We start from the raw sequence: 26216 nt of genomic DNA, 5'->3' as shown, positions 1-26216 counted from the left end.
AAAGACGACGTCTCTTCAAGACATGAAATTACGCTTTTTTTGGAAAATGGTTGAACCCATTATTGCCAGCGGGCTAAACAGGTATTAATTAAGGGCGCAACGAGCGCCCTAATTAAATTGCTTCTCCTCTATTGCACAAAACACAAATTCCGTAAATGCAAAATCGGAACTGCGGGGATATGTGCGGTGGCGTTCGATAGGCCACAAATGTGGGTCGGCCAAACGATAATCTTTATTTGCTTGGCTTCCTTTTTTGCAGCTTTTGTTTAAATAGTCTTGCTTTCTTAAGTTCCGCTTCTTTATTCTTTAAACTTAGTTCTGCTTCCTGTAATTGCTTAAGGTGAATTATCTTCTCCTCCGCTACCTTAACCAAACTATCCCTTGCAGATACAAATGCCAAATCCACACGGTTCAAATATTCTGGATTATAAGCCCTTAAATATAAAAGTTTATCACTATTCAAAGCCAGCGAGGCATTTCGATTCAGTAGGTACGCGGTTAATCCAGTTAAAACTGCAATAAATAAAAGACCCGAAAATATGCCTACAACCAAACCCTTACTACTTCTATCAAGATGATGGTGATGTGTCACTGGAATAATGTACGGTACTTTTTCTATTTTCCTGTTTAAACTCATCAACATAGCTTTTAAATTCTCGAAATCAAGTTTTGCCTTTACATCGTTTAAGGAGAGCAGTATTCTTTCGATTTCATCTGAATTATCATCCGGTTTGGTATTGATTAATGTCTTGATGTCATCGGCCAAATCCTTTCCCTGTGAAGCCAAAGCTTCTAAAATCTGCTCTAGATTATCTATTGAATTCTCAATTGTTTTCATATCCTCTCAATTTAGTTATCTACTCATTCCCTGGCTTTTATCTTTACCCTGAGATTTCTTTTTCCTTTTGATATATGGTTCCGGTTCTTCACTTGATGCCGGAAATCCGGGCTGCAGCAAAACCCCAAGTACTGAATCTCCTGTATTTTCGAAGGGTACATCGTTAATCAGTTTCTGGATGACTGAATGCTCACTTGGGCTCTCCGGGTAATAGGACTGTTTTAATGTTTTAAGCTCGAATTCAGAATTTAACTTGCCATAACTTAGCGACCTGTCAATCTCTGAGCCTTTAAAAACACAGCCATCCTTGCTAAAGGATATCCCCTGAATCATTTGGGTATTGGCTTTATATTTATAGATGATGTCTATACCCTGCTTTTTCAGCGCCTGCTCAAATTTTTTCCAGTTTCCGGCGATCCCTTTAGCGAGTTTGATTTGGTCAAAAATCTGATACTTAATCTTATCAGCTCCAGTGAGTGCCTTCCTGTTTACATGCTCTTTACCAGAGGCAAAAAACAACCCATGCAGCTTGGTCATCTCCCGGCAAACCTTTGCGTTTTTTTGGAATAGGTTTTTATCCGATATGGTTTTTCCAGAATTGGAGACCCGGTTATATACAAGGTGTACATGCGGATGCGATTTATCTTCATGTCGCACAAAAAGCACCTGTGTATCCTTAATGCCAATCCTATCTAGGTACTCCCTTGCCATGTATAGCATTTTTTCGTCTGTGAGCTTTTCCTTGTCCTGTTCACTGAAATTTAAAGAAATGTGACCAACTGCCTTTGTTAGTTTCGGATTTGCCAAACGTTGAAAATTAAAGTCTGCAATCATCCGGGTAACATCAGTGGTTCTGATGCCCAGGCCTTCCAATACCCGGGCAGTATCTTTTTGAACAACATAGCGAACACAGCCAGCGAAGTTCCTCCCCGATGTTATTTTTCCAATCATAATTCATTCATCGTTTTCATATGATCTTCAATCTCCGAAATCAGATCCTGACATCGCTTAGCCATAATCAGCAGGCCCATTTGATGGGCTTTTTTCGTCAGCTGATTTAAATTGTTTGCCATGCCTGCGAGTACCCTATGAGCAGAGATTTCCACTTCACCAAATCTGGTGGCTACCTTGGCTGACATTACCGAATGCCTTATAAAATCACTTATGCCCATTCCGGCTCGCTTTGATTTTTGTTCCAGGAGAAATCGCTCAGAGATGGTTAACCGCAGTCTGACCATACTTTGTCTTTTTATTTTTTTTGGTGGTCTTCCACCTTTTTTCTTTGGTCGAATTTCCATACTAATCTTATTTAGGTCTTTATGGCGGCAGCCACTTTCTGCGACCATCGGGAGCGGAAAGCAAGTTCTTTTTCCCCGGGAAAAAGGTTTTTGTGGTAACAAAAACATAAACTTGCTCCCTCAAAGTTTTTAAAAAACCCTTTCTCAATAAACCGGTTCATACAAATCATTTATTTAAAAAAATCAAACTACCTGATGGATGGAAAGATGGCAGATAAGTAATGTAACCTGACCTGGATAAATCCGTGATACACTTATGGTAAGTGCTGGTTGATCTGATCTTTGAAATCCTCATTAGTTTTTTCCTGGTGACTACAACCGGATTCATCCGGCCACCACTTGCCCAGCACTGAACGATTGATGTAAAGAGACTGATATGTATGGGCGAAATCACATGGTCTTCCGCTGCCTTGCACAGGAAGATTGTTAATGGTGTAGCCATTTTCATCTCAGAATATTAGACGTTTCTGGAAACTGCAGGACTTTGTTGATTTCCTCCATGCTGTAATACATGGTCCCGCCAATTTTGGTAAAACTGAGCGTTCCGTTATTTCTAAGGGTTTGAAGAGTTCCAGGGGATATGCCCAATAATTTCCTGACCTCGTTGCTACGAAGCCATTTTTTATCAGTGGGTTTTTCTGGAGCCAGAAAAGCTTTAAGTTCTTTAAATAGATCTGATTTGAAATCCATCAAATCAGATTTGGTCATAATTTCTATAGACATAAGATTCAATTACTTTGGCGACATTGCCAGTACGAAATTGAATCAGAAAAGGGCATTTTATATGACCACTTAATGGGTTTGGTCAAATCAAAACCGTTTTGTTTTATAGATTGGAGTTAATCGGTATGATTTTGAATAGTTTGTTGGATTCTGATACATCAGAGCCTTTAATCAGCTTCCCGGTTTTATTGGCAGGAAAGTAATTTCGAAGGGTCTCAAGCGAAATTTCGCTTTCTCCATGCTGAAAGTATCTGCCAATCATCTTATACCAGGGGCTTTGGGATTGTGAGCGAGCGAGCTTTTTACCATCCGGGGTTTCAAGTTCCTGAATTTGCTTTATCAAATCTATCAATTGTGTTAGATTACCATCCATCAGTCTTATTTTCTGATCTGGCTCGTAACGGCTTAGTAATTTGATTTGCTTTTTTAACAATAGAATTTCTTTTTTAAGCTTTAATATCTCAATATCCTTTTCTGAAACAACTGTTTCCAAGCCCTTTTTGAGGTGCCATTTGTCGAAGTGTCCAACAACATCTTTAAATTTTCTTAGTGCATCGAGGCTCTTGATTGTATCCAAAGCAGTGATGCTTTTTTTATGATAATGGGCAATTTGGTCATCGATTTTGTCTAAAACATGCGTAAAAAATTCTTTTTCGGTATTGTCATTATAAAGAACAAACCAATCAAGATGGAATTTATAGTATTTTGCATATTCTACGGGTTCAAGACTGAAGAATTTTTTGAAGAAAAAGTTATCGCCTTTTTTCCTATCAAATTTAATTGGATTACCTATTTCAAACTTATGGGGGCTTTTATCAAAAGGATCTCTGAATTTAAAATATTCTTTCATAAAGTAATTCTGCTGATTATTCTAAATTAAACATTTACAATTAATATAGTGGATTTTGAAGGGTAAAAACTAAATATGGCTTTAAGTGATATCTATTATAATAAGTTTCCTGATTGACATATTATAGAATCTGTTACAAAATTTTTTGAAATACAAATTGTCACGATTTATTTTTGTACGCAATAAGGATTGCGTTAACGTGTATGTCAAAATTCCACCGTTTGTTGATATGGTGTTTGATACCAGAGGTTTAATGAACACTAATTGTGAACTTTGAAAATAAATTGTAGGATTTCTTCAACGATATTTTGCTGCTATCCTAATATTCGAAAAACGAACCTAATTAAAGTACTTTTCCAAAAAAATTAACAATTTTTCTAAGATGACTTGAATGTCTTACACTGGTTCTCTTGTATTGGGTCATTAAATTACGGATCTGTGTTATAAAATGCAATCACCTTATCTTCACCCATATCTACAAGCGGCGAAAAGGCGTCAGACGACAAATAGTGATATACCCAATTATATGCTCCACCTTCTAAATAATAGTTAAGCAATTCTCCCCCTGAATCAGTAGATAATCTTTAAAGTCATCTAAAAAATTCGCTATACCACCCAAGCTTGCAGTAGGTAAAATTTTATTTATCATTAAATTGGCTGAACCAGTTAAGATTGACCCTATTACACCAATTCTTGATTATTGTATCCTCATTAGTTTATAGGGTTTTATGAAAGAATCATTTTTTTTATGGCAGGGTCAATCAACATCTATTTAGCCAATTAATAATAGCGAGTCAGTCTTTTGGAACATCATGTGGAATTTACGATTTCTAAACTCCATTACTGAGCGTACTAATTTTTTAATAGGATTTGCTCATCGATTATGTCAAGTATTTCAGCATCAACATTTTGGTCGAATTTTCTTGCGAACAGGTCTACTGATCGAGTTATGATTCCGAAGTGCGACTTTAGCAATGTTTTTGGATGAGGACTATGGTCATTTTCCCATAGAATAAAATGTTTCTCACGATTTTCTATTCTAGACAACAGTTCCTCATCTGTGGAATTACCTATTAGCATAGGTATAAATGCTTCATCTGCGACGAAAGTGTTCCGGTGAAAATGAAGATATTCTGGATACTTTTCATTGAATTTCAAAATATAGTCAAGTGCATACATGTCCAAGGTTATCCATGCCGAACCTACATATGGGGCCATCTGGTTTGGTATCCGTCGCTTTAGAAATCTAAGATATGAGGATAAAAAGTTGATTGTTCTAGAGCATAGGATTTCGTACCACCGGTCACCAAAATAATATTTATCAAAGCGGTACAGCCCGCCCCTGTCTTTGCCGGGCCACTTTTCTAAATTAGGGATCTGGAAGAAATTGATGAATATAGAATGTGGTGAATTCCGATAAAAATCATCAATTGCTTTATTGCTCTTAATTGGATAGTCTTGTCCGCTTAGCACAACTATCCTGTCAAAGATTTCCGAACAGCTTTTGATCTGCCTTAAACCCTCGAGAAGAGGCAAGGTAATTCCATATTTTCCCCATCTTGCATCGAATCGGTCAATGAATAATAATCTGGCGCCATATTCTTTAAGTGAATCAAATTGGGACATGTCCGATTTGCTGTCTATATGAATAAAAAAATGAGAAAAACCGTCATTCAGCCTATCAACCAGTCTATGGAGATGAGTTGGGTACTTATGGGCCATAATTATATAGGCTTTTTTCATAGGGCGATCCTAGTAATTTGTTTTATATAATAAAGGGTTTATCACCTCAAGTGTCCGGTATTCGTTAATCAGGGTAGAAGGTTTTTGGAGGCATGTAAATGAGTGATGTGGGTAGAACAACATGAAAAGTCAAATGTTTTGGACTTCCTATTTTGTAACCCTTTTGGTTCAGAACTAAGCCTCAAAATCTCTAACACATATTGAGTTCTGTATGTATTGCGCTGTTTGGTAAGAAAATTAAGGTGGTCATCGTGAGTTGCCGGCTCTTTTGATATCGCATCATATTTTTCTATCGCAGCTTGTTCTCCAATTTCTGTAGCAACAAGTATCGAAGCATCCTCTTAAATGCTGATGCTTCTTTTACATATATTCAGGCTGTATGTAATATGCTTAATATCCTGTGTTCAATTATATTCGACGCTCCATAGTATATTGCCAGGTGGGCTTTCAGTTCCATTTCATAGGCTTTTCTTTCTACTGCGTATTTAGATATATAGCTTTTAGTTCAATGCTTCCAGTTGCTTCTGAAGCTGATTCGTATACCTCTTTTCCGTCGTTTATGATAGACATAAGACCTTTAAGGTTTCAGAACTGGAAAATGTAAGAGCGCTTTAATAAAAACTAGGATAGATAATCCTACATGTAATTTTATGCCTATTTATGTTAATTTATATGTAATTGAGGAGTAGCGGAAACTGATTTTTAAGTAACGCGATGAACCAGTAATAGTTATTATTCTTCTAAATCTATCAGTTTCAGAAAATCAAGATCTTTTTTAGGTTTGATTTTCACATCATATGGTTTATCTACCAATGTCACCATGCGCTGAATCCTAATTCATTATAAAATAATAAAAAAATATTATTGAGCGATGAGGAGTAAAATATTCAAAGCGCTGTCTAAGAAATTTTAATTGTATCTTGAGTTTATTCTTTAGACTGTCTATTGATGTAAATAAGTCTATCTCCCTGCCCATCAAGATTTAGTATCATTAACTCCAAATAAACTTCAAAATCGACAAACAACATCATTTTTGGAAATAAGTGTTTTAGAAACTCTTTAGGATTTTCTTCATCTTGAAGATAAATAAATGCTAATGACTCGGTTTTAAGGTTGTAATGATCGATACTACTCGGCCATTCCAATTGCAATTTGTTGAGGAAGCTATTTACTTTCTGTTTTTCAATTATTTCTTTCATACTTAATAGTTACGAAGTGAAAGTTTCAGCAGATTCGGTTTATAGCTTTATGGAGTTTGTTACTACAGCTTCTAAGACGCATCCTGAGATTTGAAATGATTAAAATCTTTATGTATAAAGTTCAAAAGAGGTATTTTAGCCTCTTTTGAACGCTAGATTAATCTCCAATTTTTTTCAAGCCGATTTCGACCCTTCTGTTCTTTTGTCTTCCTTCTGGAGTCGCATTCGAGGCGATAGGAACTGTGCTACCGAAAGGTGTTGTAATCACTCTGCTTTCTTTAACCCCTTTGCTAATTAAGTATTTTTTGACCGTTACAGCTCGCTTATCTGATAAAACCCAATTGTATTTATATGCACCGATAGCATCGGCATGCCCTTTTAGAGAAACAGCATAGTTGTCGTCAATTACGGCTTTTGCTAACTCATCTAGCTTCTTGTAATAAGCATCCCGAACCGCAGGCTTATCAAAATCATATTCTAAATTTTTTGTTAAATCTGCAAGAGCTATTGCACTCACGCTTGTAGTTTTTGCTTTGATTTCTTTAGCGCTCCTAGTGGTTTTAGTTGCGTTTACAGATAAGAATAAAACCACAGCGGCTGACAGGGTAATAATTTGAGTCTTCATACATTTGATTTTTAGAGTTAATAATGAAAATTGAATCAATAACAAGCTGACTTTCAAAATGTTCTAAAATAAACGTATAGGTTGTGCTTATTTGTAATCAATGTAATACATCAAAAACTAAAACATACTTTACATGCATAAATATCCACATTTGTATTATTTATTGCACAAAAATATTATCTACTAGTTTAGGATTTGAGAAGCCTTTTAAATCTACAATCCCGCCCGAAACAAAATTATTATATAATTGAAGGCCGGTTGGTTTGGCGCCGAAAGCGGTAATTGCATTAACAGGGATTTTATTAGAATTTTTATTGTAATTAGCAATAATTCGGATTTTTTCTAAGCGTGTATTGTCGGTTCTAACTACCACACCAAAATCCACCCCTTTTCCAGCTGCAGAAGATGGTAAAAAATTAATTGTGTCTACATTCATTATCAATTGTTGATGTGCATCTCCAGGCTCAAATTTTGTGTAACTAAACAAAGCAAATCTATCTTGGGTATTTGGAACCGAAAACCTAAAATTATTGTTTTTAGAAGTAATTATGAAATTTTTGGCGCCCGATTCTATGCTGATACTCTTACTCGCATTATTGATAAACGAATTTTTATTTATCGTAACTTTTGCTTCATAGTCTCCAAAAATGTGTAATCCTATTAATGCATCTGTAATTTTATTATTTTCTACAATGGCAAGTGGTACGGCAGCTGCTGTAGGTAAAAAGGTAAAGTTCAATATAATCCCGGTAGTATTACCTGCAGTGTAAATTTGGTTACCAGTTACGCTCACCCCATAATTTCCCCTTACTTCGATTGCATATACTTTACCATCTCTAATTATATTGTTGGAAACTGTTGTGTTTTTTCCAACGGCTGATAAAGCTATTCCATCTATGGCCTGTTTAGGATCTTTGCCTGTACCGGAAATGGAATTACCACTAATAATTGTACCTTCAGTATTTCCCCAATCTTCAATACCCATTCTGCCGGCATTCAAAACCTTATTATTTAATACTTTACATCCCGCAATAAAATCAGATACATGATTCCCTGTTGATGTTAACGCATTTGAGTAAGATTTATTTATAACATTGCTTTCGACAGTAGTGGAATCGGCACCATCCTCTGCATAGCGAATGCTTAAAGTATTTATTTCATTAGCTTTTATCATATTATTTTTGGATGCTATACCCGAAATCCAAACGGCTTCCATTCCAAGTGATTGATAACCTAAATTAAAATTGAAAATGCAATTTTGTACGGTAAAATTTCTTGTATTTAAAACAAAAATGCAAGAATTAGCCCACTCTTTAAATTTATAAGGATTTTCAGACTGGCTAAATGTTATGTTTTTAATCAGGGAATTGTCTGATTTTTCTGCAAAGATATAACGACCATGTTCCAGCAAGTCGCCTTTGATTTCCCTGCCTGCTTTAATAACCGTACCTTTTTCACCATAAATTTTTGTATTTGCCTTAAATATAAGCGTTTGGTTAATGATATAAATGCCAGCTTTTAAATAAATATTAGTTGAATCTGAAATAAGTTTCTGCAAACCTTCAGTGTCATCAGACGTTCCATCGCCTTTAAGATTATATAGGTAGAAAGGATGATCTATTATTTCATCTTCATTAACTGAAGATTTTGCACTAGGTACTGAAGAAGATTTTGTACAAGAAAATACTAGGATTAATGAGCATGCAATGACCGATAACTTCTTCATAATTTATTTAATGAATTAGATAGAACTGATATTATTAGTTTAAAAAAAGATATACAAATTATTTCCTTGTTGTATTAAAACTAAGACGTGAAAAAAAACGTATAGAATAATAGAAAGTCATGTTATATTGTGAAAAGTAGTTTAATATTTTAAATATAAAACAAAATATAACTATCTGATAATAAATTAATTAAAAAGTATATTATGCCTAAAATTTTTAAAGGTTTGGTTAACAGTTCGCAGCCGCTTTTCATTTTTCTGTTTCTATGCTCGGTAATTATAAGCTCCTGCTCAAGTAGTAGGAATACCGTATATTTTAATAACCAGCAGGATGAGGTTTTAAAGGCAAGTAATTTATCTTCCAAAAATGTAATTCAACCTAACGATATATTAAGCATTGCTGTAACCAGTTTAAACCCTGCAGCTACCGAAATATTTAACAAGCCTAACAATTCTTATGTTAGTACGAGTAGTGTTACTGGTGCCAATCTACAATCGCCCGGTTATTTGGTAAGTAACGAAGGAAATATTCAGTTTCCTGTTTTAGGTACTATGAAAATTACCGGATTAACAACAAATGAACTTCGAGAGAAAATTACTACTGAACTGCTAAATAAAAAATTACTTGTTGATCCTATAGTTATTGTTAGACAGTTAAATTTTAAAGTTTCTGTTTTAGGCGAAGTCGGTCGACCATCTGTAGTCAATGTACCAAGTGAAAAAATATCATTACTAGAAGCCTTAGGCTTAGCTGGTGACATTACAATTTATGGTAAGAAAGATAATGTTATGATTATCAGAGAAGAAGATGGTGTAAAAAAGATCAAAAGAGTTAACTTAAACACCAGCGAAATATTTACTTCAGATTATTATTACCTCAAATCGAATGATATCGTTTATGTTGAAGCTAATAAGGCAAAAGTTGCCAGTTCAACAAGAAGTTCTACGCTTATTCCAATTTTATTAAGCGCACTTTCTTTTGGTGCGATAATTATTGACCGCATTGTGAAATAAAATATGAATATCACGAGAAAACCATCTGAACCAAGAGCGCCCGGAGAATCAAAAGGCCACATCATTTTTAGGCTTTTGCCTTATTGGCCTTTATTTTTAGGATTATTTGTAATCGCAATCATTGGAAGCTTAATTTATCTGAATATTACGCCGCCAATTTATGAATCTAATGCAAGAATTCTAATTAATGAGCGGAAGGTTGATGATGCTTTAAAATCTAGCGACCCGATGGCCTCGACACTTAACACAAAACAAACTGTAGATAACGAGCGAGAAGTTATAATATCCAACCCAATAGTTTACAAAGTTGTGGAAGATTTAGGGTTATACTCATCAGTTTTTAAAAAAGAAAGATTAGCTGATGTTGTAATGTATAAAACTGCACCTCTAAAAATTATTGTACAAAATCCAAATTCTTTAATTCCAGTAAAGAATACAACTTTTACAATAGAAAAAGGTAATGTGGTAATTGATGGAAAAAAATACCCTTTCGATAGGTGGCTAAAAATGCCATACGCAGATTTAATGTTTAGGTTAAATCCGGCTTACAAAGCCGCTGATGGCGACAAGTTTAGCTTTACGCTTACATCCCCTAAAAAGGTTGTTGCCTCAATTGTTCAAAACATTAAGGTCACTGAGGCGAATAAACTTTCCACGATACTAAATGTTTCGCTTTTAGACCAGGATAAGTATAGGGCAGAAGATATTCTTAACGATATTTTGCATGTGTACAGCTCTTCGGCTATCGAAGAACATAACTTATTGGCTGCAAATACACAGGAATTTATAAACAAAAGGCTAATGTCTGTAGAGAAAGAATTGTTAGACATTGAAAGCAAACTTCAAAACTACAGATCGAAAACCGGGGCCATTGATTTAGGTACACAAGGGAAATTATATTTGGAAAATGTAAGTGTTAATGATCAAAAAGTCGGCGAAATAAATATGCAGCTATCTGTTCTTAATCAGGTCGAAAGTTATGTAAAGTCGAAAGATTTAACTGGTGGTATCGTTCCATCAACGGCAGGAATTAACGATCCAGGCTTATCCCAAATGGTTAAAGATATATACGAATTGCAGCTTACTGCAGAAAGTTTGCGTAAAACGACCGGAGAAAACAACCCAATGGTTGTTGCTTATACTGACCAGATAAACAAGATTAAACCACAGATTCTGCAAAATCTGAGAAATCAACGCAATAGCCTCTCCGCAAGTAGAAACAATTTATCCGGCACCACAAATAATTATTCTTCTGTTCTGCAATCTATGCCAGAAACTGAACGGAATTTAGTAGACATTAATAGGCAGCAACAAATAAAAAGCGGAATATATACCTTTTTACTTCAAAAGAAAGAAGAAACAGCATTATCTTACATTACTAATGGTTCTGATAGTAAAGTTATCAGCAAAGCTGAATCATCTGAGTTTCCGGTAAGTCCAAAGCGAAAGATGGTTTTATTAGCCTCTATCTTTGGTGCAGGAATTTTAGGTATTGCTTTCGTATCTGTTAAAGAGGGTATGCGAAGAAATGTGATGTTTCAAAGTGAAATTAAGTCGCTTACATCTTTGTCGGTCATCGCCGAAATTAGTACAAACTCATCAAAAAATTATATTGTAATAGGTAGCCAGCAGAGAACCCTTATTGCAGAACAATTCCGAAGTTTGAGAACAACTTTGCATTTTTTGGGTATAGGGAAAAAAAATAAGAGAGTGATGGTTACATCGGCCATAGCGGGTGAGGGTAAAAGTTTTGTAGCATCGAATTTAGCGGTAACCCTGGCGATGACAGGTAAAAAAGTTGCTTTACTAGATTTCGATTTAAACCACCCGACTTTACATCATAAGTTTAATTTGAAACAAACCATTGGTATCTCCGAATATCTGGAAGGTAAAGCCACTGAAGCAGATATTATCCAGCCATCGTTAATCAATGAAAACTTATCAGTACTCCTAACCGGTAAATTACCAGCTGACCCAGCAGAATTAATTATGAATGGAAGAGCTGAACAGTTACTAAATTATTTGGAGGTAGATTTTGATTTTATTATTGTAGACGTACCTCCTGTAGGTCCAGTTTCTGATGCTTATATATTAGCGCCAATTTGTGATGCAACCTTATTTGTGGTGAGACATGCTTACACACCAAAGGTTTTTGTAGAAAGAATTGATGAAAATATAAGGCTCAACAATCTTCCAAATCCTGCAATAGTATTTAATGCTGTTGCACAACGTGGGTTCGGTAAAAACAACTACGGTTACGGCTACGGTTCAGGGATGGTTTATGGTGGAACTTATGACCAAAAATTAATTGAATAATAAAAGTTTTAATGGATAGAAACATATTAAAGTGGAATTTTATTTTTCAGTATGGATATGTGATCACTAATATCTTAAATGCCTTAATTCTATTACCCATTTATCTGCATAAAATTGATTCATCTACTTTAGGCGTTTGGCTGGCTACTGGAAATATTCTTGCTTGGATGACTTTGGCAGATCCTGGGGTTGGAGACGTTTTACAGCAGAAAATTGCGCAATTAAGAGGACAAAATCAACCTGAAGAAATAAATTTAACCATTGGCTCTGGTATAGTAACCTCACTTATTATTTTGTTACTCGCAATTGTAGCTGGCATTGTTTTTTTCTTTTTAATTGGTGTAATAATTAATAAAGACGTTTCGCAATACGAAGGTCTACAGGTTGCGCTTTTAATATCAATAATTGCAACGGGAATGTCTTTGGTTTCTTTTAGTTTATCAGGGATAAATCAAGGACTTCAAAACTCGGCACAAGTGGCAATTGGTTCGCTATCTGGTAATTTCATTTTTTTGATATCAAATGTCGTTTTGCTTTATTTAGGCTACGGCGTAATTTCAATTGCTTTTGCAAACCTTTGCCGTGCGTTTTACATCAATATTTATAATTATTCGGCACTTAAGAAACAGTTAAAACGAGAGCACCTTAAAATAATATTCCAACTGGAGCACCTTAAAAGGTTCGTCAAAATATTTTCATTTACATCTTTTTCGCGGATTATTGGTGGGTTTTCGGCAAGCCTTGATATGATTGTATTAGCAAGATTTGTTGCTCCGTCAATGATCACAATTTTCGAAATTAATAAGAGACCAATTCAAATGACACAGTCTCTTATCGGTCGTCATTCTGTTGCTTTAATGCCCTTAATTTCTCATGCCAATGGGAAAGGAAACGTTGCAGAGATTAAAACATTAATTTATACCCAGTTTAAATACTACTCTTACGCCGCAATATTTATCGGCTTTTGCTTCATAACCAATTACGAAAATCTGATTACAATTTGGACTGGGGTTGGTAAATACGCTGGAAATTCTGTCGTTTTTTTATTAGTAGGAAGTTTCTTTTTTACGCTTATAGGTTACTTTATGTCTAATATGGGCTATGCCTTAGGCGATATTAAGATGAATAGTTTTATAACTATTATTAAAGGAGTCGTTTCGGGTCTACTATATTATATCGCTAGTAAGCATTTCGGCTTAATTGGTTTACTAGTAGTAATGCTTTTTGTTAGCATATTCGTAGATTTTTTATTATTCAGTTATCGCCTAAATAAACTTGGCTTTTTAAATGGAATATTTATTGGCGCTATCCTAAAAAAATGGCTTTTAATCATTCCGCTTTCAGCAATCATGAGTTTCGGAATGACTTATGGTTTTAATTTAATTATTCCTGGCGGTATGAGAATTGTTAGTCTTCTTTTAAATGGGATCAGTTTTACAATGGTTTTTATTATCCTGCTATTAATAATTGACAAAGATTTAAAATCCACAATACAGAATAAGTTTTCGAGTATTTTCTCGAAACGATTCGATAAACAAGAACTCTCAAATAATCCTTAATAAAATATGCCAAAATTTGTTATCATGTTGCGTGTAAAAGATGGTGTTTTCTTCGCTGAAGAATGGTTAAACTGTTTTGAAAAGCTGGCAGATGAAATTGTTGTGCTAGATAATGGCTCAACCGATGGGACACTTGAAATTTTAAAAAAACATCCTAAAGTTGTTGATATAATACAGACAGAGGGCTATAATGAAGGGCGAGATAAAAATCTTTTATATCAGCATGTTCGCTTAAGAAACCCAGATTGGTGTTTATGGATTGATATTGATGAGATTTTTGAGCCGCAATTAACCAGAGCGCATTTTGATAAATTAATGAAAAACAGGTTCATTAATAAATTCGCATTTCGTCGCTTTCATTTTATGGATAGAACACATTTTGCAGGGTCATGGTATCGTTTAAATTATTCTGCCGGCCATGATAGATTAATGTGGCGAGAAAATAAATCTGGATATTTTCAGGATTTGATTATTGATTCGCCTAATGTAAAAGGTATAAAAGGGTTAAAAAGTAACACAAACTTTAGGATTAAACATCTTGGTTACATCAATAAAGAACTTGTAGATAAGAAGGCTGAAATTTACAGGGCAATTATTCCAGAAAAGGAAGATATTTTTCAAAGTATGTATTTAAAAGGCGAGCGCCCAGTCAAATGGGAAGATAATAGGAAAAGTGTAAAAACTATTATGATGAATCAATTATTAAATGCACTTCAACTTACCCATATCTTCCCTAAAGTGATAAGAAGAGCAAGAAGTATATTTCAATGAACTATGTAATCAGAATATCGAAGTATGAATTTGAGGTAAAAGAGATTTTAGTGCTCTTTTTTACCTTTTTCCTCATGGAAAATACATTCTCATGGTTGGTTATGCCAATCTCGAACATTGTATTGATGTATGAGAAAATTTTAAGTCTCGTTATTTTTGGATTCGTTCTTTATAAATTTAATAATCTAAAGTTTAACGAAAAGATATACATTGGTTTATTAAGCGTTGTAATTGTAAAGATGATTTTCGAATCTATGTTAGATTATGGAACAATCTTTCAGCAACTTACTTTATTCACCATACTTTTCCCTGTAGCCTTTACAATTTTTATCAAATACATCTGTCGCGAATATAACTTCGATATTTTAGAATTGATCGCTCAATTTTATATTCTACTATATATCGTTTTCATGCTCATCTATGGGAGAACATTTTCATTTAGTTTAGAGCAAGTAGAAATGGTCGATTATGGTCCGTTTTCGGGAGACAGCAGAATTATACATGCCCGCTCTATATTTATGATGATTGTTCCACTGTTGTGGTATTTCAATCAATTTTTAAAATACGGTAAAATTACAAATCTTTTGCCTTTCCTATTTTGCATAACGGTTATTGTAATTCATCAACATAGGTCTGTTTGGGCAAGTAGTATTTTTTCGATGTGTGTTTATTTCTTTATGAGTTTAAGAAATAACCTAACTCCGATATCAAGGGTTGTAAAAACTTTTTTAAGTGGATTACTACTTATTGCTTTAGTTGCATTTGTGGTTTCACAGGCATTTCCTGGAACTTTAGAATTTTTCTCTGACAGATTTAGTGAGATTTTAGATCCTGCCAAGGAAGATGGAACAGGGAAATTTCGTGCGGACCAGCGCCAAATTTATTTTCCGATGGTTTTAGAACGGCCATTTTTCGGTTGGACATTTGAAGGCTTTGAAATGAAGAACCCACTGGTAGACTGGTGGCCGGAAAAAACCGGGCAACACTTTCACGAGGGTTTTATGGAAATGCTTTTCTATCATGGTTTTTTTGGTTTGATATTAAAATATTTCTATCTGGTCTATCTGGCTTATAAATCTTTTAGTAAAAATTTAGATCAAAAATCTATTATTCTTATCGCTTTCTCACTTGCCGGGCTAATATTTTCATTCAGCTATGTACTCCCACTAATTTTTTGGGGCATGGTTGGCCTCTGTCTGTATTATCTTGAAACAAGACCAGAAAATGAAGAATCTGAAGAGCCAGAACATATAATTATTACCCAACAACCATCTGCAGAGCAGATAAAGCTACACTAACTATGGATTATATATGCACCTGGATATGTACGGATGAAATTGGGGAAGAAAGTATTTATCCCCAAACCGGAGAGAGATCTTCGAGCCAAAAACACCAAAATATTTACTGGCGCTGTATATTATTGTTTTATGCCACAAGTAAGCGGTTTAATAAAAAGCAAAAACATATTCTTTTTAGTAATACTAGAACACTACCTAATTTAGATGGAAGAAGTGTAGAGGACAGTCTCAAAGATTTAGAGGTTGAAATTAGATTTACCGATTTTAATTACAAAACACCAAAAGGTTATTTTAATTTATTTCAAAATCAGTTTTACGAATTTTCTATACTCGAATATATTGCTCAACATAATCCGAATCAAGATGACCAATATCTTATTCTTGATTCAGATTGTATTTTTACTCAGTCTGTAGAATCGCTGTTTCGAAGTGCAGCACCAAAAGGTTTTACTTCTTTTGAAGATGATTGTAGCACCGATTTGGTTATCCATGGCTTAAGTAGGAAAGATATGAAACTGCTTTATGAAGATCTATTGGGAAAAAAAATTGACATAATTCCCGGGTACCATTTAGGTGAGTTTTTTCTAGCGAGCGTAAAAAACATAAATATTATATACAATGACTTTATGGTGCTTTGGCCAAAACTCATGGAAAGACATCTCAAAGGTCAACCAAAATTTAATGAAGAAGCACAAACTTTAAGTTTTATCTACTTTAAAAATAATTTCCAGGCGAGTAAAAGCAAAGTTATTTTGAAGCGAATATGGACTAATCCGGTGTTTTACAGAAATGTTGAAACCACCGATGTTAATGTTGCCATTTGGCATTTGCCAGCCGAAAAGACTTACGGTTTATCTGAGCTCTACAATGAACTCATTCAGAACCAACCAAATTATGGACAAAATGTCCCTCATCAGAAATATATGGGTGTTGTAAAAAAGCTTCTAGGAATTCCTAATTTAAATCTAAAAGGATATTTTAAATACTACGTTTTAAGTTATTTCAGAGCAATAAGTAAACGTGCTAAGAAAATTCTATTAAAAAATTAAATATGGACATAGCAGTACTTCTAGCAACATTTAATAGAAAAGATAAAACACTTTCATGCTTGAAAAGCCTCTTCGAACAGGAGATGGATTCGGATGTAAAATTAAATGTTTTCCTAACTGACGATAATTCTACAGATGGAACAGCAATTGAATTAAAGGCACATTTCCCTTCAGTAAATATTTTTAAGGGATCAGGAAGTTTATTCTGGGCTGGTGGCATGAGAAATTCTTGGGAAAATGCGATTAAAATTAAACCAGATTTTTATTTGCTCTTGAATGATGACACGCTTCTTGTTAAAAATTGCATCACCCGATTATTAAACTACTTTTCAATAAGAAATGAGGATGCCATTTTAATAGGAAGTACGATGGATAATCGCAAGAATAAAATTACCTATGGCGGGCATAAATTATATACTGCCGGTAAAGTTCAGTGTTACAACGTTTTTAGCGAAACAGAGTATTTGGTATGTGATATGGCAAATGCCAATATAATGCTTGTTCCTGCATCAGTGGTAAATAAAATCGGAATCCTTTCTGTTAATTTCACCCATAGCATAGCTGATTTTGATTACACTTTAAGAGCAGGAAAAGCAGGATTTAAAACGATTGTTGCTCCCGGGGTTTTAGGTTTTTGTGTAGATGATAATCTTGACAATGAATTCAAAGTCAAGCGAAATTTAAAGCAGCGAATCGCACACCTAAAAAGTCCTAAAGGTTTAGCTTACAAAGAATATATGGGTTTTATTTCCACTCATTTTCCTGGTCATCGTTTAGAAGTTTACACCAAAATTTGGCTTAAAACATTCTTCCCTTTTATCTGGCGTAAATTTAAATCCAATAATTCATGAAAAATTCTATAATCATTGGCGTATTCTGTTACAACAGGGTCAGTAAATTGAAACGGTGCATGGACGCCTTATTAAAAAACCCCGAATGTAAAAATATGGATATCGTTTTCTTTAGCGATGGCCCGAAAATTGGTTCGGATGATACACCTATAAAAGAAGTTCGTCACTATATTGACAATCTTGATGGTTTTAGAAATATTATAAAGCATTACCGTGAACATAATTTAAGTACCGGTCCAAACTTTAGAACCGGTTTAACTTTTTTAAGCGAAAATTATGACCGCTTCATCATCGTTGAAGACGACCTCATTGTTAGCTCAAATTACTTAAAATTTCTTACAGATGCGTTGGAATTTTATAAAGATGAACAAAGTGTATTTTGTGTAACTGCTTATGTTTTTCCAATTAAAGCATCAAATTATATTTACGACACAATTGTATATAAAAGATTTTGCTCTTATGGTTGGGGTGGCTGGAGCAATCGTTTTACAAATATTATTTGGGATGAAAATGATCTGAATAACTTAATGCATAATTCGCCCGGGTTTAAAAAACGTCTTAATGCTGAAGGTTTTGATTTGGTAAGGATGCTGAAAAAACAAATTAAAGGAACAATTTCTACCTGGGATATTCAAATGCAAACCCATGTTGCTGAAAATAGGTTAAAGGTAATTTATCCAAAATTATCTAAAGTTAGTAATATTGGGTTTGATGAAGAATCGACAAATACATCGGGGGTAAATTATTTAGTTACCCCAATTGATGATGGCGCTCAAAGAAATTTTAAGTTCTCGCCTGCCACGAACATAGTTGCAGAATTGCAATCACAGATTAAAGCTCCTTATGCTTATCATACTTTGGTTATCAGAAAACTAAAAAATGAGTTTATAAAACTTACAAAAACTACTAAAAGCGCCAATTAATGAGAATTTTGGTAATTCATACCTTTTATAAACTTCAGGGTGGTGAAGATATTGTTGTGGAAAATGAAATAAAACTTCTGCGTGAAAATGGGCATGAAGTGGAATTATTGAAATTTGATAATAGCAATTTTAGTTTTATAAAACTTATTTTAATGCCTTTCAATCTTTTCGCATATTTTAAAACTAAAAAATTTATTAGGCATTTCAAACCAAATATTATTCATATACATAATCTGCATTTTGGAGCTTCGTTATCAGTTTTATATGCAGCTAAAAATCTTCAAATACCAGTGGTTATGACTCTGCATAATTATAGGTTTCTATGTCCATCTGGTAGCTTATATTTCAATGGAGAATTATTTATCGATTCATTGCAACCTGGTTTTCCTTGGTCGGCAGTTAAAAAGGGAGTTTATAAAAACTCAAAAATTTTAACTTTTTGGCTTGCGCTAACTAGCTATTTTCATTATAAAATCAACACCCTTACTATAGTAGATAAGTTTATACTTTTAGGCAAACACTCTTTGCATTTATTTTCGGAAAGCCATTTTAAAGCATTTAAAGATAAATTGATCGTAAAACCAAATTTTACTTATCTAAAAACATTTGAAAACAAAATACCTAATAAATATTTTATTTTTATTGGGCGATTAACTGCTGAGAAAGGCATAAATACTTTACTTCAAGCTTTTCTATACCAACCAATAAACTTAAAGATTATTGGTTCTGGTCCCTTAGAACATGTTGTTTTAGATACATGCGAAAAAAGTAAAAATATAGAGTACTTGGGCCAAAAGTCATCAACTGAGGTATCAAAACTACTCGAAAATGCTGAAGCTTTGATTTTTCCATCAGAATGGTATGAGACTTTTGGAATGGTGCTTTCAGAATCTTTTTCGAAAGGCATTCCAGTAATAGCTTCCGAACTTGGAGATATTAAAAATATCGTATTAAATAACCAGAACGGATTAACTTTCGAGGCGGGCAATTATCTCGATCTGAGAGAGAAGGTAAATTATTTTGATGTTCTATCACTTGTAAAAAAAAGCAGTTTAAAAAAGTTAGCTTTGGAAACTTACAATGATAGATTCAGTCCCAAAGCTAACTACGAAGAGCTTCATTCAATTTATAAACAAGTTATTAGTACGCATTTTTATCGCCAATAACCATTTTTTGAATAGTTAACCAAATAATCTTTAAATCGAGCCAGGTATCCCAGTTTTCGATATACCAAATGTCATGCTCTATTCGCTTTGTTAATTGAAATGTTTCTTTAATTTCTCCTCTTAATCCATTAATTTGTGCCCATCCGGTTACACCAGGCTTTGATAACATACGTATTATATACCTATTTTCTAAACCTGCAAATCTTATGTCATGTTGAAGCATGTGTGGTCTGGCGCCCACAACAGACATGTTACCCATTAAAACATTAAAAAATTGTGGTAGCTCATCTAAATTCGTTTTCCTTAAAAAACTACCTACTTTGGTTAACCTGGTATCGCCCTGCTTTACTTGTACTGTAGTATCTGAGGAAATAGCATGAGATAAAGTGCGCAACTTAATGCAAGAAAAACCTTTATTGTTTTTACCACCTCTTTGTTGCCTGAAAAATACAGGGCCCTGCGAATCTAACTTTATAATAATGGCCAATAATGGAAGCAGCCATGATAGCAGAAAAATTATGACCATAGTGCTAATCACAATATCAAAGATTCGCTTTTTAAGCTGAGCGGTCGCGTAGTTCATTGGTTCAGACCTTAGAGAAAAAACAGGTATTTCATCAACAAAATCTAAATGCGCCTTTCTGTTTAGGAATTCATATATATTAGGAACAAACCTAAATCTAATAAATTGTTTTTCAGCAGTTTCGGCAAGTTCATATAGATAGGGGAATTTTTCTGGTGATAGTGTGCAATAAATTTCAGCAATTTTATTTTCCAATGCAAAATCAAGACTCTTATCAATTCTACCCAAATATTGAAAATTTGTAGAATTTGTATCCAGCTCAATATCATCAAAACAGCCAAGACAACGCAAATTACTTTGCGTGGATGAGAAAGAATTAATTAGATTATTAGCTGTTTCGTTGTACCCGATTATAATTATCTTTTGGAAGAATTTAGTGTTTGATCTGGTGTAAAGAACATAACTTGTAAGCGTTAACCTCGTGATAAGCAAGATAAGGCCGAAGCCAAATACAATTGTTAAAACTAAATAATTCGGATTTGAGAAATCAGCCAAATAAACAAAAACTGAAACAAGGCTTCCAAAAATCCCAAAAGATATTAGAGTTTTACGAGCTAAAATTCGCAAATTAACTTGTTTATAAATAACATAAGCTGCTAGAAGATATGAACTTAATAGCCAAATTATATTTGCCACAAGATTCAGGATTATTAAATCTTTTAAATCGGACTCAGGATTTTTCTCGAATAAAAAAATTGGCAATATAAAAAGTATGTTTAGGGTTACAAGGTCCATAATGAGGAAGAAAACCCGGTGGATATTTGTGTATCTCTGTGTCATAGTTAGGTGTATTTTAAGAGTTAAACAGAGCTTCTAAAAGGGATAAAAAAGCGAAGCTTTAATATCTGAAAGACATAAATTGGTCCGTAGTATAAATACCTTCTCCACATCCTTGATGGATTACTTACCAAACGGCCCATCCATTCTAGTTTATTATCTACCATAAATTTGCTAGGTCGTTTAACTGTTTCTGCATAAAAATCGAACACAGCACCTATTGAGCAGATAAATTTTGCATTTATTTGATTCTTGAATTGTTGTGACCACTTTTCCTGTTTAGGTGCCGTAAGACCGATAAATAAAGCATCAGGATTAAAGGCATTAATCGCGGCAATCATTTTTTCGTTGTCATCACTGGAAAATGTCGACGTAAATGGTGGTGAATAAATGCCAACTTCGAGATTGGGATATTCTTTAAGCAGCTTTACTCTAATTTTTGCAAGAGTTTCTTCGCAAGATCCCAGATAAAAACACTTACCTGACTGAGCATTTAATGTAGAAAGTAAATAAAGATGAAGATCTGTTCCCGAAATCTTCTTTATTTTTTTACCGGTTAAAAAACGCTCCGCCAAGACCACCCCTTCGCCATCTGGCAATAAAATATCTGAAGAAGTTAAAGCATTCCTAAATTCAGCATCTTTTCGAGCTATACAATAAGAATATTGGTTAATAGTGTTTATAACTATTTTTGAGTCAAGAGAAATTTCATTCAAATTTCCGTTGTACAAATTGTAGTTAATACCTCTACCGTTTAAATTAAGCTGATTTTCCATAAAACATACTAATTAATAATACAATCGTTATTGATTCTGTAGGAAGCTTATACGGTTTTTTGAAAGTTTTAGTTTTAAATTGTTAGAATAAATTTGTAAGTTTAAATGTTGTTAATCAATCAGTTACAACTGAAAGGAGTACTTAATTTTAAGTATAGCTATAGGTTTTGTGGCGCGCTTTTGTTTACCAGATAAATAAATTTTATTTTTTTAAAATTTAGTGGATAACAGGAGTCAAAAAACAAAAAATTAACAATTAATATCCTCTAAATTCTGTATTCATGCCCGTAACTTTCTACCTGAAAAATATTCCAAATACGGGTAATTTTTTAGTGAAAACTAATAATGTATCTGGTCAATCAAAACATGGTGATGACGTGTTACTTAGCACACTTTTTCGTAATCATTCTGCAGAATTGCTAACTACAATCTCAAAAATTATCCCTCAAATTGAAACTGCAGAAGATATTCTTCAAGACACCTTTTTAAAGGTTAAAACTTGCATCCATTCTTATAATGCAGATCGATCCCAGCTGCTAACCTGGAGCAAAACTATAGCTAGAAATACGGCCTTAGATTATCTGAGGTTAAAAAGTAGCCGAAATAGTCGGTTGAACCAATCGATAGATTTTTCTCAGGCTGAATTGGGCTCAAGATATATCTGTAGCATTAACATCGATAGGATAGGTTTGAATCAATTATTTTTTGCATTGAGTGATGAACAATTGAATATTTTAAAATTATTTTACTATGAGGGTTATACTCATGAGGAAATTTCTGAGGAATTAGCTATTCCCCTCGGTACGATAAAAACAAGAATTCGAATGTCGATTATAATATTGAGAAAATTTTTTAACTAATTCCCCTACTTACATCCAGTAACTTATCTTAAAATCACTTCAAATCTATATGAAAACAGCATTAATAACGGGAATTACCGGTCAGGATGGTGCATACCTGGCAGAATTATTATTAACTAAAGGGTATTCTGTTCATGGAATAAAAAGGCGTAGTTCGTCATTTAACACTGATAGAATCGACCATCTGTATCAGGATCCTCATGAGCCTGAAGTACGGTTTAAACTTCATTATGGAGACCTAAGTGATTCAACAAATTTAATTAGAATTATTCAAGAGGTACAGCCAGATGAAATATATAACCTCGGTGCCATGAGCCATGTGAAAGTTAGTTTTGATACCCCAGAATATACGGCTAATGCAGATGGAATAGGAACGTTACGCTTACTGGAGGCTTTGCGCATATTAAAGTTAGAAGGCAAAACAAAAATATATCAAGCATCAACATCGGAGTTGTATGGATTAGTTCAAGCGGTTCCTCAAAGCGAAACAACTCCTTTTTATCCAAGATCTCCTTATGCCGTTGCGAAAATGTATGCTTATTGGATTACCGTAAATTATAGAGAAGCTTATAATATGTTTGCCTGCAATGGAATATTGTTTAACCATGAAAGTCCTTTGAGAGGAGAAACTTTTGTTACTCGAAAAATTACTAGAGGAACTGCCAAAATAGCACTCGGGCTTCAGGATAAAATATATTTAGGAAACTTGGGCGCCAGGCGGGATTGGGGTCATGCAAAAGATTATGTCGAAGCTATGTGGCTAATTCTCCAGCAGGATAAACCTGACGATTATGTTATAGCTACTGGGGTAACCACATCGGTAAGAGATTTTATAATTTTAGCATTCGGTGTTTTAGGGGTTACTCTTGAATTTAAAGGCGAGGGATTAAACGAGAAGGGCTATGTAAAGAATTGCTCAAACCCACAATACAACTTGAAAATAGATAAGGAAGTCATCGCTGTAGACCCTGCATACTTTCGTCCTACAGAGGTAGATTTACTTATAGGAGACCCGACGAAAGCGAAAACCAAATTAAATTGGACACCCAAATATGATTTGAAAGGACTTGTCGATGAGATGATTATTTCAGATGTTGAAATTTTTAAAAAAGAAATTTTACTAAAATCTGTTGGCTATTATGTCAAGAATCAATTTGAATAGAAGCTGGAAATTTGATAGATAACTATAAAATCCAATAGTTGAGTGTGTGGCGATATTTTAAGTTTGATGAATATTTTACTTACAACCTAAAGTTTGGGTCAATTCAGAAATAGATACTTTTACTGAAATACCCACTAATATAACTTTTGCTTTTTGGTCGAACAATCACTAATTATCATAATTTTTTTCTCTAAAAGGGAACTTATTTTGGAACTCCTATAAACGAAGCTTTAATCATTCGAGTTTGTTTATACTTTTATAGTCGATTATAATAAAGAATGTAAACAAAAAGTTTGTTCATATTTTTAGCTTGTTTTTCTAGTCTTTTTTTATGATTTTTAACCTAGTGGATTTGCAATGCAAAATAGGCTCAAATCTGTGTTTAGGAAATTGGTGAGTTTTAAATAAAAATACATAAAAAAGTGCCCTCCAAAGCCTTTAAATAGGCTGGGTTCGATTCTCGTCGGGACCACTTCCTTAGATATAAACCAGAACATTGCCGCACAAATCGTTGATTTTCAAGGCTTTGTTTTGGTTTTTATAGCACATTAAGACTCGTTTTCGACCATTTTAAATGGTTAATTTTAGTGAGTCGAAAACTGACTATTTTTTGTAAAACACTGTAGGTCAGTAGATTGGTTGAAATATCAAAATCAGAATTATTCCGAAATGTTCGGGTGCTGGATTTTTTTGTAAGACATTGATTTACAGCTAGTTCGACTAACGAACATCTTGATGACTCACTGGCTCAAATGTACATTTGTTTAATTTTAAATGTATCATTATGAGTTACAATTTTCATCTTTTATTCTATCTGAAAAGACCAAAAAATTTTATCAAGGGCGAGATGATGCCCATCTATTTACGGATTACCGTGAAGGGAAAACATTCGGAATATTCTGTCGGCAGAGAAATTATTCCCAGCTTCTGGTCGGCGCTTAAAGGAAAAGGTACCGGCCTGCGCGAGGAGATCCGGGAACTTAATGATTATCTGGACACGCTGGCCTCAAAAGTCCGGCGGTTTCATACCTCTCTTGTTGAGAAGGATGATGAGGTGACAGCGTTGATTTTACGCGATCATCTTACCGGGAAAAATTCGTCTAATCATAGCCTGCTGAGAGTTTATCAGAAGCATAATGACAATATGGAAAAACTGATTGGTAAAGGATACAGTTATAGCACGTTTCAAACCTATCAAAATTCCATCAGACATGTTAAACAATTTCTTCAGCTCAAATATGAGGTTCAGGACATTAACGTTAAAAAGGTGGATTTTAAATTTATCACCGATTATGAGCTATTTCTTAGAATAGATCGAGGAAATAATGCAATGTCTGCCCGGAAATATATTGTTCACCTGAAAAAAATCATGCTGTATTGCCTGGGTGCCGGGTGGATTGTTGGTAATCCATTTTTAAATTATCGCAACACTGCTAAAGCTAAGGCAAGGACTTTTTTAAATGTGGAAGAGTTGGATAGGATTAAAAACAGGGAATTTCCACTTGAGCGATTAAACATCGTTCGTGACATTTTTATTTTCAGTTGCTACACAGGCCTTTCCTATATAGATGTGAAGCAGCTTCGCCCGGATCAGATTACAAAGGGTGATGACGGTAATTTATGGATATTCATCAAACGGCAGAAAACGGAAACACCCTGTCACATCCCTTTGTTGGATGAGGCGAAAGTAATTCTTGAAAGGTATAAGAATCACAGGATATGCCGATGGAGAAAAGTGGCGTTGCCGGTGCTCACCAACCAGAGGGTGAATGGGTATCTGAAAGAGATCGCCGATCTTTGTACAATTACTAAAGTACTCACTTACCATCTGGCTCGTCATACCTTTGCGACGACTATTACGCTTTCAAATGGCGTTCCGATTGAGACCGTATCCCAGATGCTTGGGCATAACAGCTTGAAAACAACGCAGCATTATGCGAAGGTGATCGATACAAAAGTTAGTACTGAGATGTCTGCATTACAGGAGAAACTTCTGGAACGGAATAAGGAAGAAGAGGATACTGGCGATATGAAAGTTATGAAGCTCTTTAGGTAGATTGTTAACCAGGTAACTGGGACATCGTTCTTTAGTTCGTCTTGTTAATAAAA

Annotated in this window: 23 protein-coding genes; 12 read left to right on the top strand and 11 right to left on the bottom strand. The window is 34.3% G+C overall.

Annotated elements, in window-relative coordinates:
- Nucleotides 1-232: 232 nt before the first annotated feature.
- From D7004_RS10790 to D7004_RS10750, 9 genes are all read right to left on the bottom strand, one after another.
- The gene (locus tag D7004_RS10790; protein ID WP_123205872.1) at nucleotides 233-838 is read right to left on the bottom strand and encodes a hypothetical protein; all 606 of its coding nucleotides are present in this window, start codon (nucleotides 836-838) and stop codon (nucleotides 233-235) included.
- Nucleotides 839-853: 15 nt separating this feature from the next.
- Nucleotides 854-1789 carry a relaxase/mobilization nuclease domain-containing protein gene (locus D7004_RS10785; protein WP_123205871.1) on the bottom strand — a complete coding sequence of 312 codons (936 nt, stop codon included), beginning with the start codon at nucleotides 1787-1789 and terminating at the stop codon, nucleotides 854-856.
- Nucleotides 1786-2184: a plasmid mobilization protein gene (locus tag D7004_RS10780; protein ID WP_167459475.1), complete on the bottom strand. Its 399-nt coding sequence runs from the start codon at nucleotides 2182-2184 to the stop codon at nucleotides 1786-1788. Before D7004_RS10780 ends, D7004_RS10785 begins: the two co-directional genes overlap by 4 nt.
- 396 nt (nucleotides 2185-2580) lie before the next feature.
- Nucleotides 2581-2859 (bottom strand): helix-turn-helix domain-containing protein, encoded by a 279-nt coding sequence (locus tag D7004_RS10775; RefSeq protein ID WP_123205869.1) that lies wholly within the window; start codon nucleotides 2857-2859, stop codon nucleotides 2581-2583.
- A gap of 103 nt (nucleotides 2860-2962) precedes the next feature.
- The gene (locus tag D7004_RS10770) at nucleotides 2963-3709 is read right to left on the bottom strand and encodes a hypothetical protein (protein ID WP_123205868.1); all 747 of its coding nucleotides are present in this window, start codon (nucleotides 3707-3709) and stop codon (nucleotides 2963-2965) included.
- Nucleotides 3710-4561: 852 nt separating this feature from the next.
- Entirely contained in the window at nucleotides 4562-5452 is an 891-nt protein-coding gene (locus D7004_RS10765) for a beta-1,6-N-acetylglucosaminyltransferase (RefSeq protein WP_123205867.1), read from the bottom strand.
- A gap of 926 nt (nucleotides 5453-6378) precedes the next feature.
- Nucleotides 6379-6651 carry a hypothetical protein gene (locus D7004_RS10760; protein WP_123205866.1) on the bottom strand — a complete coding sequence of 91 codons (273 nt, stop codon included), beginning with the start codon at nucleotides 6649-6651 and terminating at the stop codon, nucleotides 6379-6381.
- A 157-nt stretch (nucleotides 6652-6808) separates the two neighbouring features.
- Nucleotides 6809-7276: an OmpA family protein gene (locus tag D7004_RS10755; protein ID WP_123205865.1), complete on the bottom strand. Its 468-nt coding sequence runs from the start codon at nucleotides 7274-7276 to the stop codon at nucleotides 6809-6811.
- A gap of 160 nt (nucleotides 7277-7436) precedes the next feature.
- Nucleotides 7437-9002 carry a right-handed parallel beta-helix repeat-containing protein gene (locus tag D7004_RS10750; RefSeq protein WP_123205864.1) on the bottom strand — a complete coding sequence of 522 codons (1566 nt, stop codon included), beginning with the start codon at nucleotides 9000-9002 and terminating at the stop codon, nucleotides 7437-7439.
- Nucleotides 9003-9206: 204 nt separating this feature from the next.
- Between D7004_RS10750 and D7004_RS10745 the strand changes: the two genes are divergently transcribed.
- The 9 genes from D7004_RS10745 to D7004_RS10705 all read left to right on the top strand — a co-directional run bounded on the left by D7004_RS10745 (nucleotide 9207) and on the right by D7004_RS10705 (nucleotide 19949).
- Entirely contained in the window at nucleotides 9207-10016 is an 810-nt protein-coding gene (locus tag D7004_RS10745) for a polysaccharide biosynthesis/export family protein (protein WP_123205863.1), read from the top strand.
- A 3-nt stretch (nucleotides 10017-10019) separates the two neighbouring features.
- On the top strand, nucleotides 10020-12332 hold the full coding sequence (locus D7004_RS10740; RefSeq protein ID WP_123205862.1) for a GumC family protein: 2313 nt from the start codon (nucleotides 10020-10022) through the stop codon (nucleotides 12330-12332).
- A gap of 11 nt (nucleotides 12333-12343) precedes the next feature.
- Nucleotides 12344-13891 (top strand): lipopolysaccharide biosynthesis protein, encoded by a 1548-nt coding sequence (locus D7004_RS10735; protein WP_123205861.1) that lies wholly within the window; start codon nucleotides 12344-12346, stop codon nucleotides 13889-13891.
- A 6-nt stretch (nucleotides 13892-13897) separates the two neighbouring features.
- Nucleotides 13898-14662, top strand: a complete 765-nt coding sequence (locus D7004_RS10730; RefSeq protein ID WP_123205860.1) for a glycosyltransferase family 2 protein — start codon at nucleotides 13898-13900, stop codon at nucleotides 14660-14662.
- 74 nt (nucleotides 14663-14736) lie between these two features.
- On the top strand, nucleotides 14737-15960 hold the full coding sequence (locus tag D7004_RS10725) for an O-antigen ligase family protein (RefSeq protein ID WP_123205859.1): 1224 nt from the start codon (nucleotides 14737-14739) through the stop codon (nucleotides 15958-15960).
- Nucleotides 15961-15962: 2 nt separating this feature from the next.
- The gene (locus D7004_RS10720; RefSeq protein WP_123205858.1) at nucleotides 15963-17009 is read left to right on the top strand and encodes a hypothetical protein; all 1047 of its coding nucleotides are present in this window, start codon (nucleotides 15963-15965) and stop codon (nucleotides 17007-17009) included.
- 2 nt (nucleotides 17010-17011) lie between these two features.
- Nucleotides 17012-17860 (top strand): glycosyltransferase family 2 protein, encoded by an 849-nt coding sequence (locus D7004_RS10715; protein ID WP_123205857.1) that lies wholly within the window; start codon nucleotides 17012-17014, stop codon nucleotides 17858-17860.
- Nucleotides 17857-18783, top strand: a complete 927-nt coding sequence (locus D7004_RS10710; RefSeq protein ID WP_123205856.1) for a glycosyltransferase family A protein — start codon at nucleotides 17857-17859, stop codon at nucleotides 18781-18783. Before D7004_RS10715 ends, D7004_RS10710 begins: the two co-directional genes overlap by 4 nt.
- The gene (locus D7004_RS10705) at nucleotides 18783-19949 is read left to right on the top strand and encodes a glycosyltransferase (RefSeq protein ID WP_123205855.1); all 1167 of its coding nucleotides are present in this window, start codon (nucleotides 18783-18785) and stop codon (nucleotides 19947-19949) included. Before D7004_RS10710 ends, D7004_RS10705 begins: the two co-directional genes overlap by 1 nt.
- On the opposite strand, the gene D7004_RS10700 is transcribed toward D7004_RS10705, so the two are convergent.
- Both D7004_RS10700 and D7004_RS10695 read right to left on the bottom strand, forming a co-directional pair.
- Nucleotides 19924-21312: an exopolysaccharide biosynthesis polyprenyl glycosylphosphotransferase gene (locus D7004_RS10700; protein ID WP_123205854.1), complete on the bottom strand. Its 1389-nt coding sequence runs from the start codon at nucleotides 21310-21312 to the stop codon at nucleotides 19924-19926. The genes D7004_RS10705 and D7004_RS10700 overlap by 26 nt on opposite strands.
- 20 nt (nucleotides 21313-21332) lie before the next feature.
- Entirely contained in the window at nucleotides 21333-22025 is a 693-nt protein-coding gene (locus D7004_RS10695; RefSeq protein WP_244214294.1) for a WecB/TagA/CpsF family glycosyltransferase, read from the bottom strand.
- A gap of 341 nt (nucleotides 22026-22366) precedes the next feature.
- On the opposite strand from D7004_RS10695, the gene D7004_RS10690 reads away from it, so the two are divergent.
- The 3 genes from D7004_RS10690 (at nucleotide 22367) to D7004_RS10680 (ending at nucleotide 26163) form a co-directional block, all read left to right on the top strand.
- Nucleotides 22367-22945, top strand: a complete 579-nt coding sequence (locus D7004_RS10690; protein ID WP_123205852.1) for an RNA polymerase sigma factor — start codon at nucleotides 22367-22369, stop codon at nucleotides 22943-22945.
- Nucleotides 22946-22994: 49 nt separating this feature from the next.
- A complete protein-coding gene (gene gmd, locus D7004_RS10685; protein ID WP_123205851.1) occupies nucleotides 22995-24107 on the top strand; it encodes a GDP-mannose 4,6-dehydratase in 1113 nt (370 codons plus the stop codon).
- A gap of 784 nt (nucleotides 24108-24891) precedes the next feature.
- Nucleotides 24892-26163 (top strand): site-specific integrase, encoded by a 1272-nt coding sequence (locus D7004_RS10680; RefSeq protein WP_123205850.1) that lies wholly within the window; start codon nucleotides 24892-24894, stop codon nucleotides 26161-26163.
- Nucleotides 26164-26216: the final 53 nt, after the last annotated feature.

Origin of the sequence: Pedobacter jejuensis, from assembly GCF_003725795.1 — a bacterium.
In the GTDB taxonomy this organism is placed as follows: Bacteria; Bacteroidota; Bacteroidia; order Sphingobacteriales; family Sphingobacteriaceae; genus Pedobacter; species Pedobacter jejuensis.
Note: the sequence above shows the minus strand (reverse complement) of the source record. Positions and strands in the feature narration are given on the sequence as shown.

Coding starts and splice junctions, on each gene's coding strand:
- D7004_RS10790 (WP_123205872.1), bottom strand. CDS start 838: ATGAAAACAATTGAGAATTCAATAGATAATCTAGAGCAGATTTTAGAA.
- D7004_RS10785 (WP_123205871.1), bottom strand. CDS start 1,789: ATGATTGGAAAAATAACATCGGGGAGGAACTTCGCTGGCTGTGTTCGC.
- D7004_RS10780 (WP_167459475.1), bottom strand. CDS start 2,184: ATGGTCGCAGAAAGTGGCTGCCGCCATAAAGACCTAAATAAGATTAGT.
- D7004_RS10775 (WP_123205869.1), bottom strand. CDS start 2,859: ATGTCTATAGAAATTATGACCAAATCTGATTTGATGGATTTCAAATCA.
- D7004_RS10770 (WP_123205868.1), bottom strand. CDS start 3,709: ATGAAAGAATATTTTAAATTCAGAGATCCTTTTGATAAAAGCCCCCAT.
- D7004_RS10765 (WP_123205867.1), bottom strand. CDS start 5,452: ATGAAAAAAGCCTATATAATTATGGCCCATAAGTACCCAACTCATCTC.
- D7004_RS10760 (WP_123205866.1), bottom strand. CDS start 6,651: ATGAAAGAAATAATTGAAAAACAGAAAGTAAATAGCTTCCTCAACAAA.
- D7004_RS10755 (WP_123205865.1), bottom strand. CDS start 7,276: ATGAAGACTCAAATTATTACCCTGTCAGCCGCTGTGGTTTTATTCTTA.
- D7004_RS10750 (WP_123205864.1), bottom strand. CDS start 9,002: ATGAAGAAGTTATCGGTCATTGCATGCTCATTAATCCTAGTATTTTCT.
- D7004_RS10745 (WP_123205863.1), top strand. CDS start 9,207: ATGCCTAAAATTTTTAAAGGTTTGGTTAACAGTTCGCAGCCGCTTTTC.
- D7004_RS10740 (WP_123205862.1), top strand. CDS start 10,020: ATGAATATCACGAGAAAACCATCTGAACCAAGAGCGCCCGGAGAATCA.
- D7004_RS10735 (WP_123205861.1), top strand. CDS start 12,344: ATGGATAGAAACATATTAAAGTGGAATTTTATTTTTCAGTATGGATAT.
- D7004_RS10730 (WP_123205860.1), top strand. CDS start 13,898: ATGCCAAAATTTGTTATCATGTTGCGTGTAAAAGATGGTGTTTTCTTC.
- D7004_RS10725 (WP_123205859.1), top strand. CDS start 14,737: ATGGAAAATACATTCTCATGGTTGGTTATGCCAATCTCGAACATTGTA.
- D7004_RS10720 (WP_123205858.1), top strand. CDS start 15,963: ATGGATTATATATGCACCTGGATATGTACGGATGAAATTGGGGAAGAA.
- D7004_RS10715 (WP_123205857.1), top strand. CDS start 17,012: ATGGACATAGCAGTACTTCTAGCAACATTTAATAGAAAAGATAAAACA.
- D7004_RS10710 (WP_123205856.1), top strand. CDS start 17,857: ATGAAAAATTCTATAATCATTGGCGTATTCTGTTACAACAGGGTCAGT.
- D7004_RS10705 (WP_123205855.1), top strand. CDS start 18,783: ATGAGAATTTTGGTAATTCATACCTTTTATAAACTTCAGGGTGGTGAA.
- D7004_RS10700 (WP_123205854.1), bottom strand. CDS start 21,312: ATGACACAGAGATACACAAATATCCACCGGGTTTTCTTCCTCATTATG.
- D7004_RS10690 (WP_123205852.1), top strand. CDS start 22,367: ATGCCCGTAACTTTCTACCTGAAAAATATTCCAAATACGGGTAATTTT.
- gmd (WP_123205851.1), top strand. CDS start 22,995: ATGAAAACAGCATTAATAACGGGAATTACCGGTCAGGATGGTGCATAC.
- D7004_RS10680 (WP_123205850.1), top strand. CDS start 24,892: ATGAGTTACAATTTTCATCTTTTATTCTATCTGAAAAGACCAAAAAAT.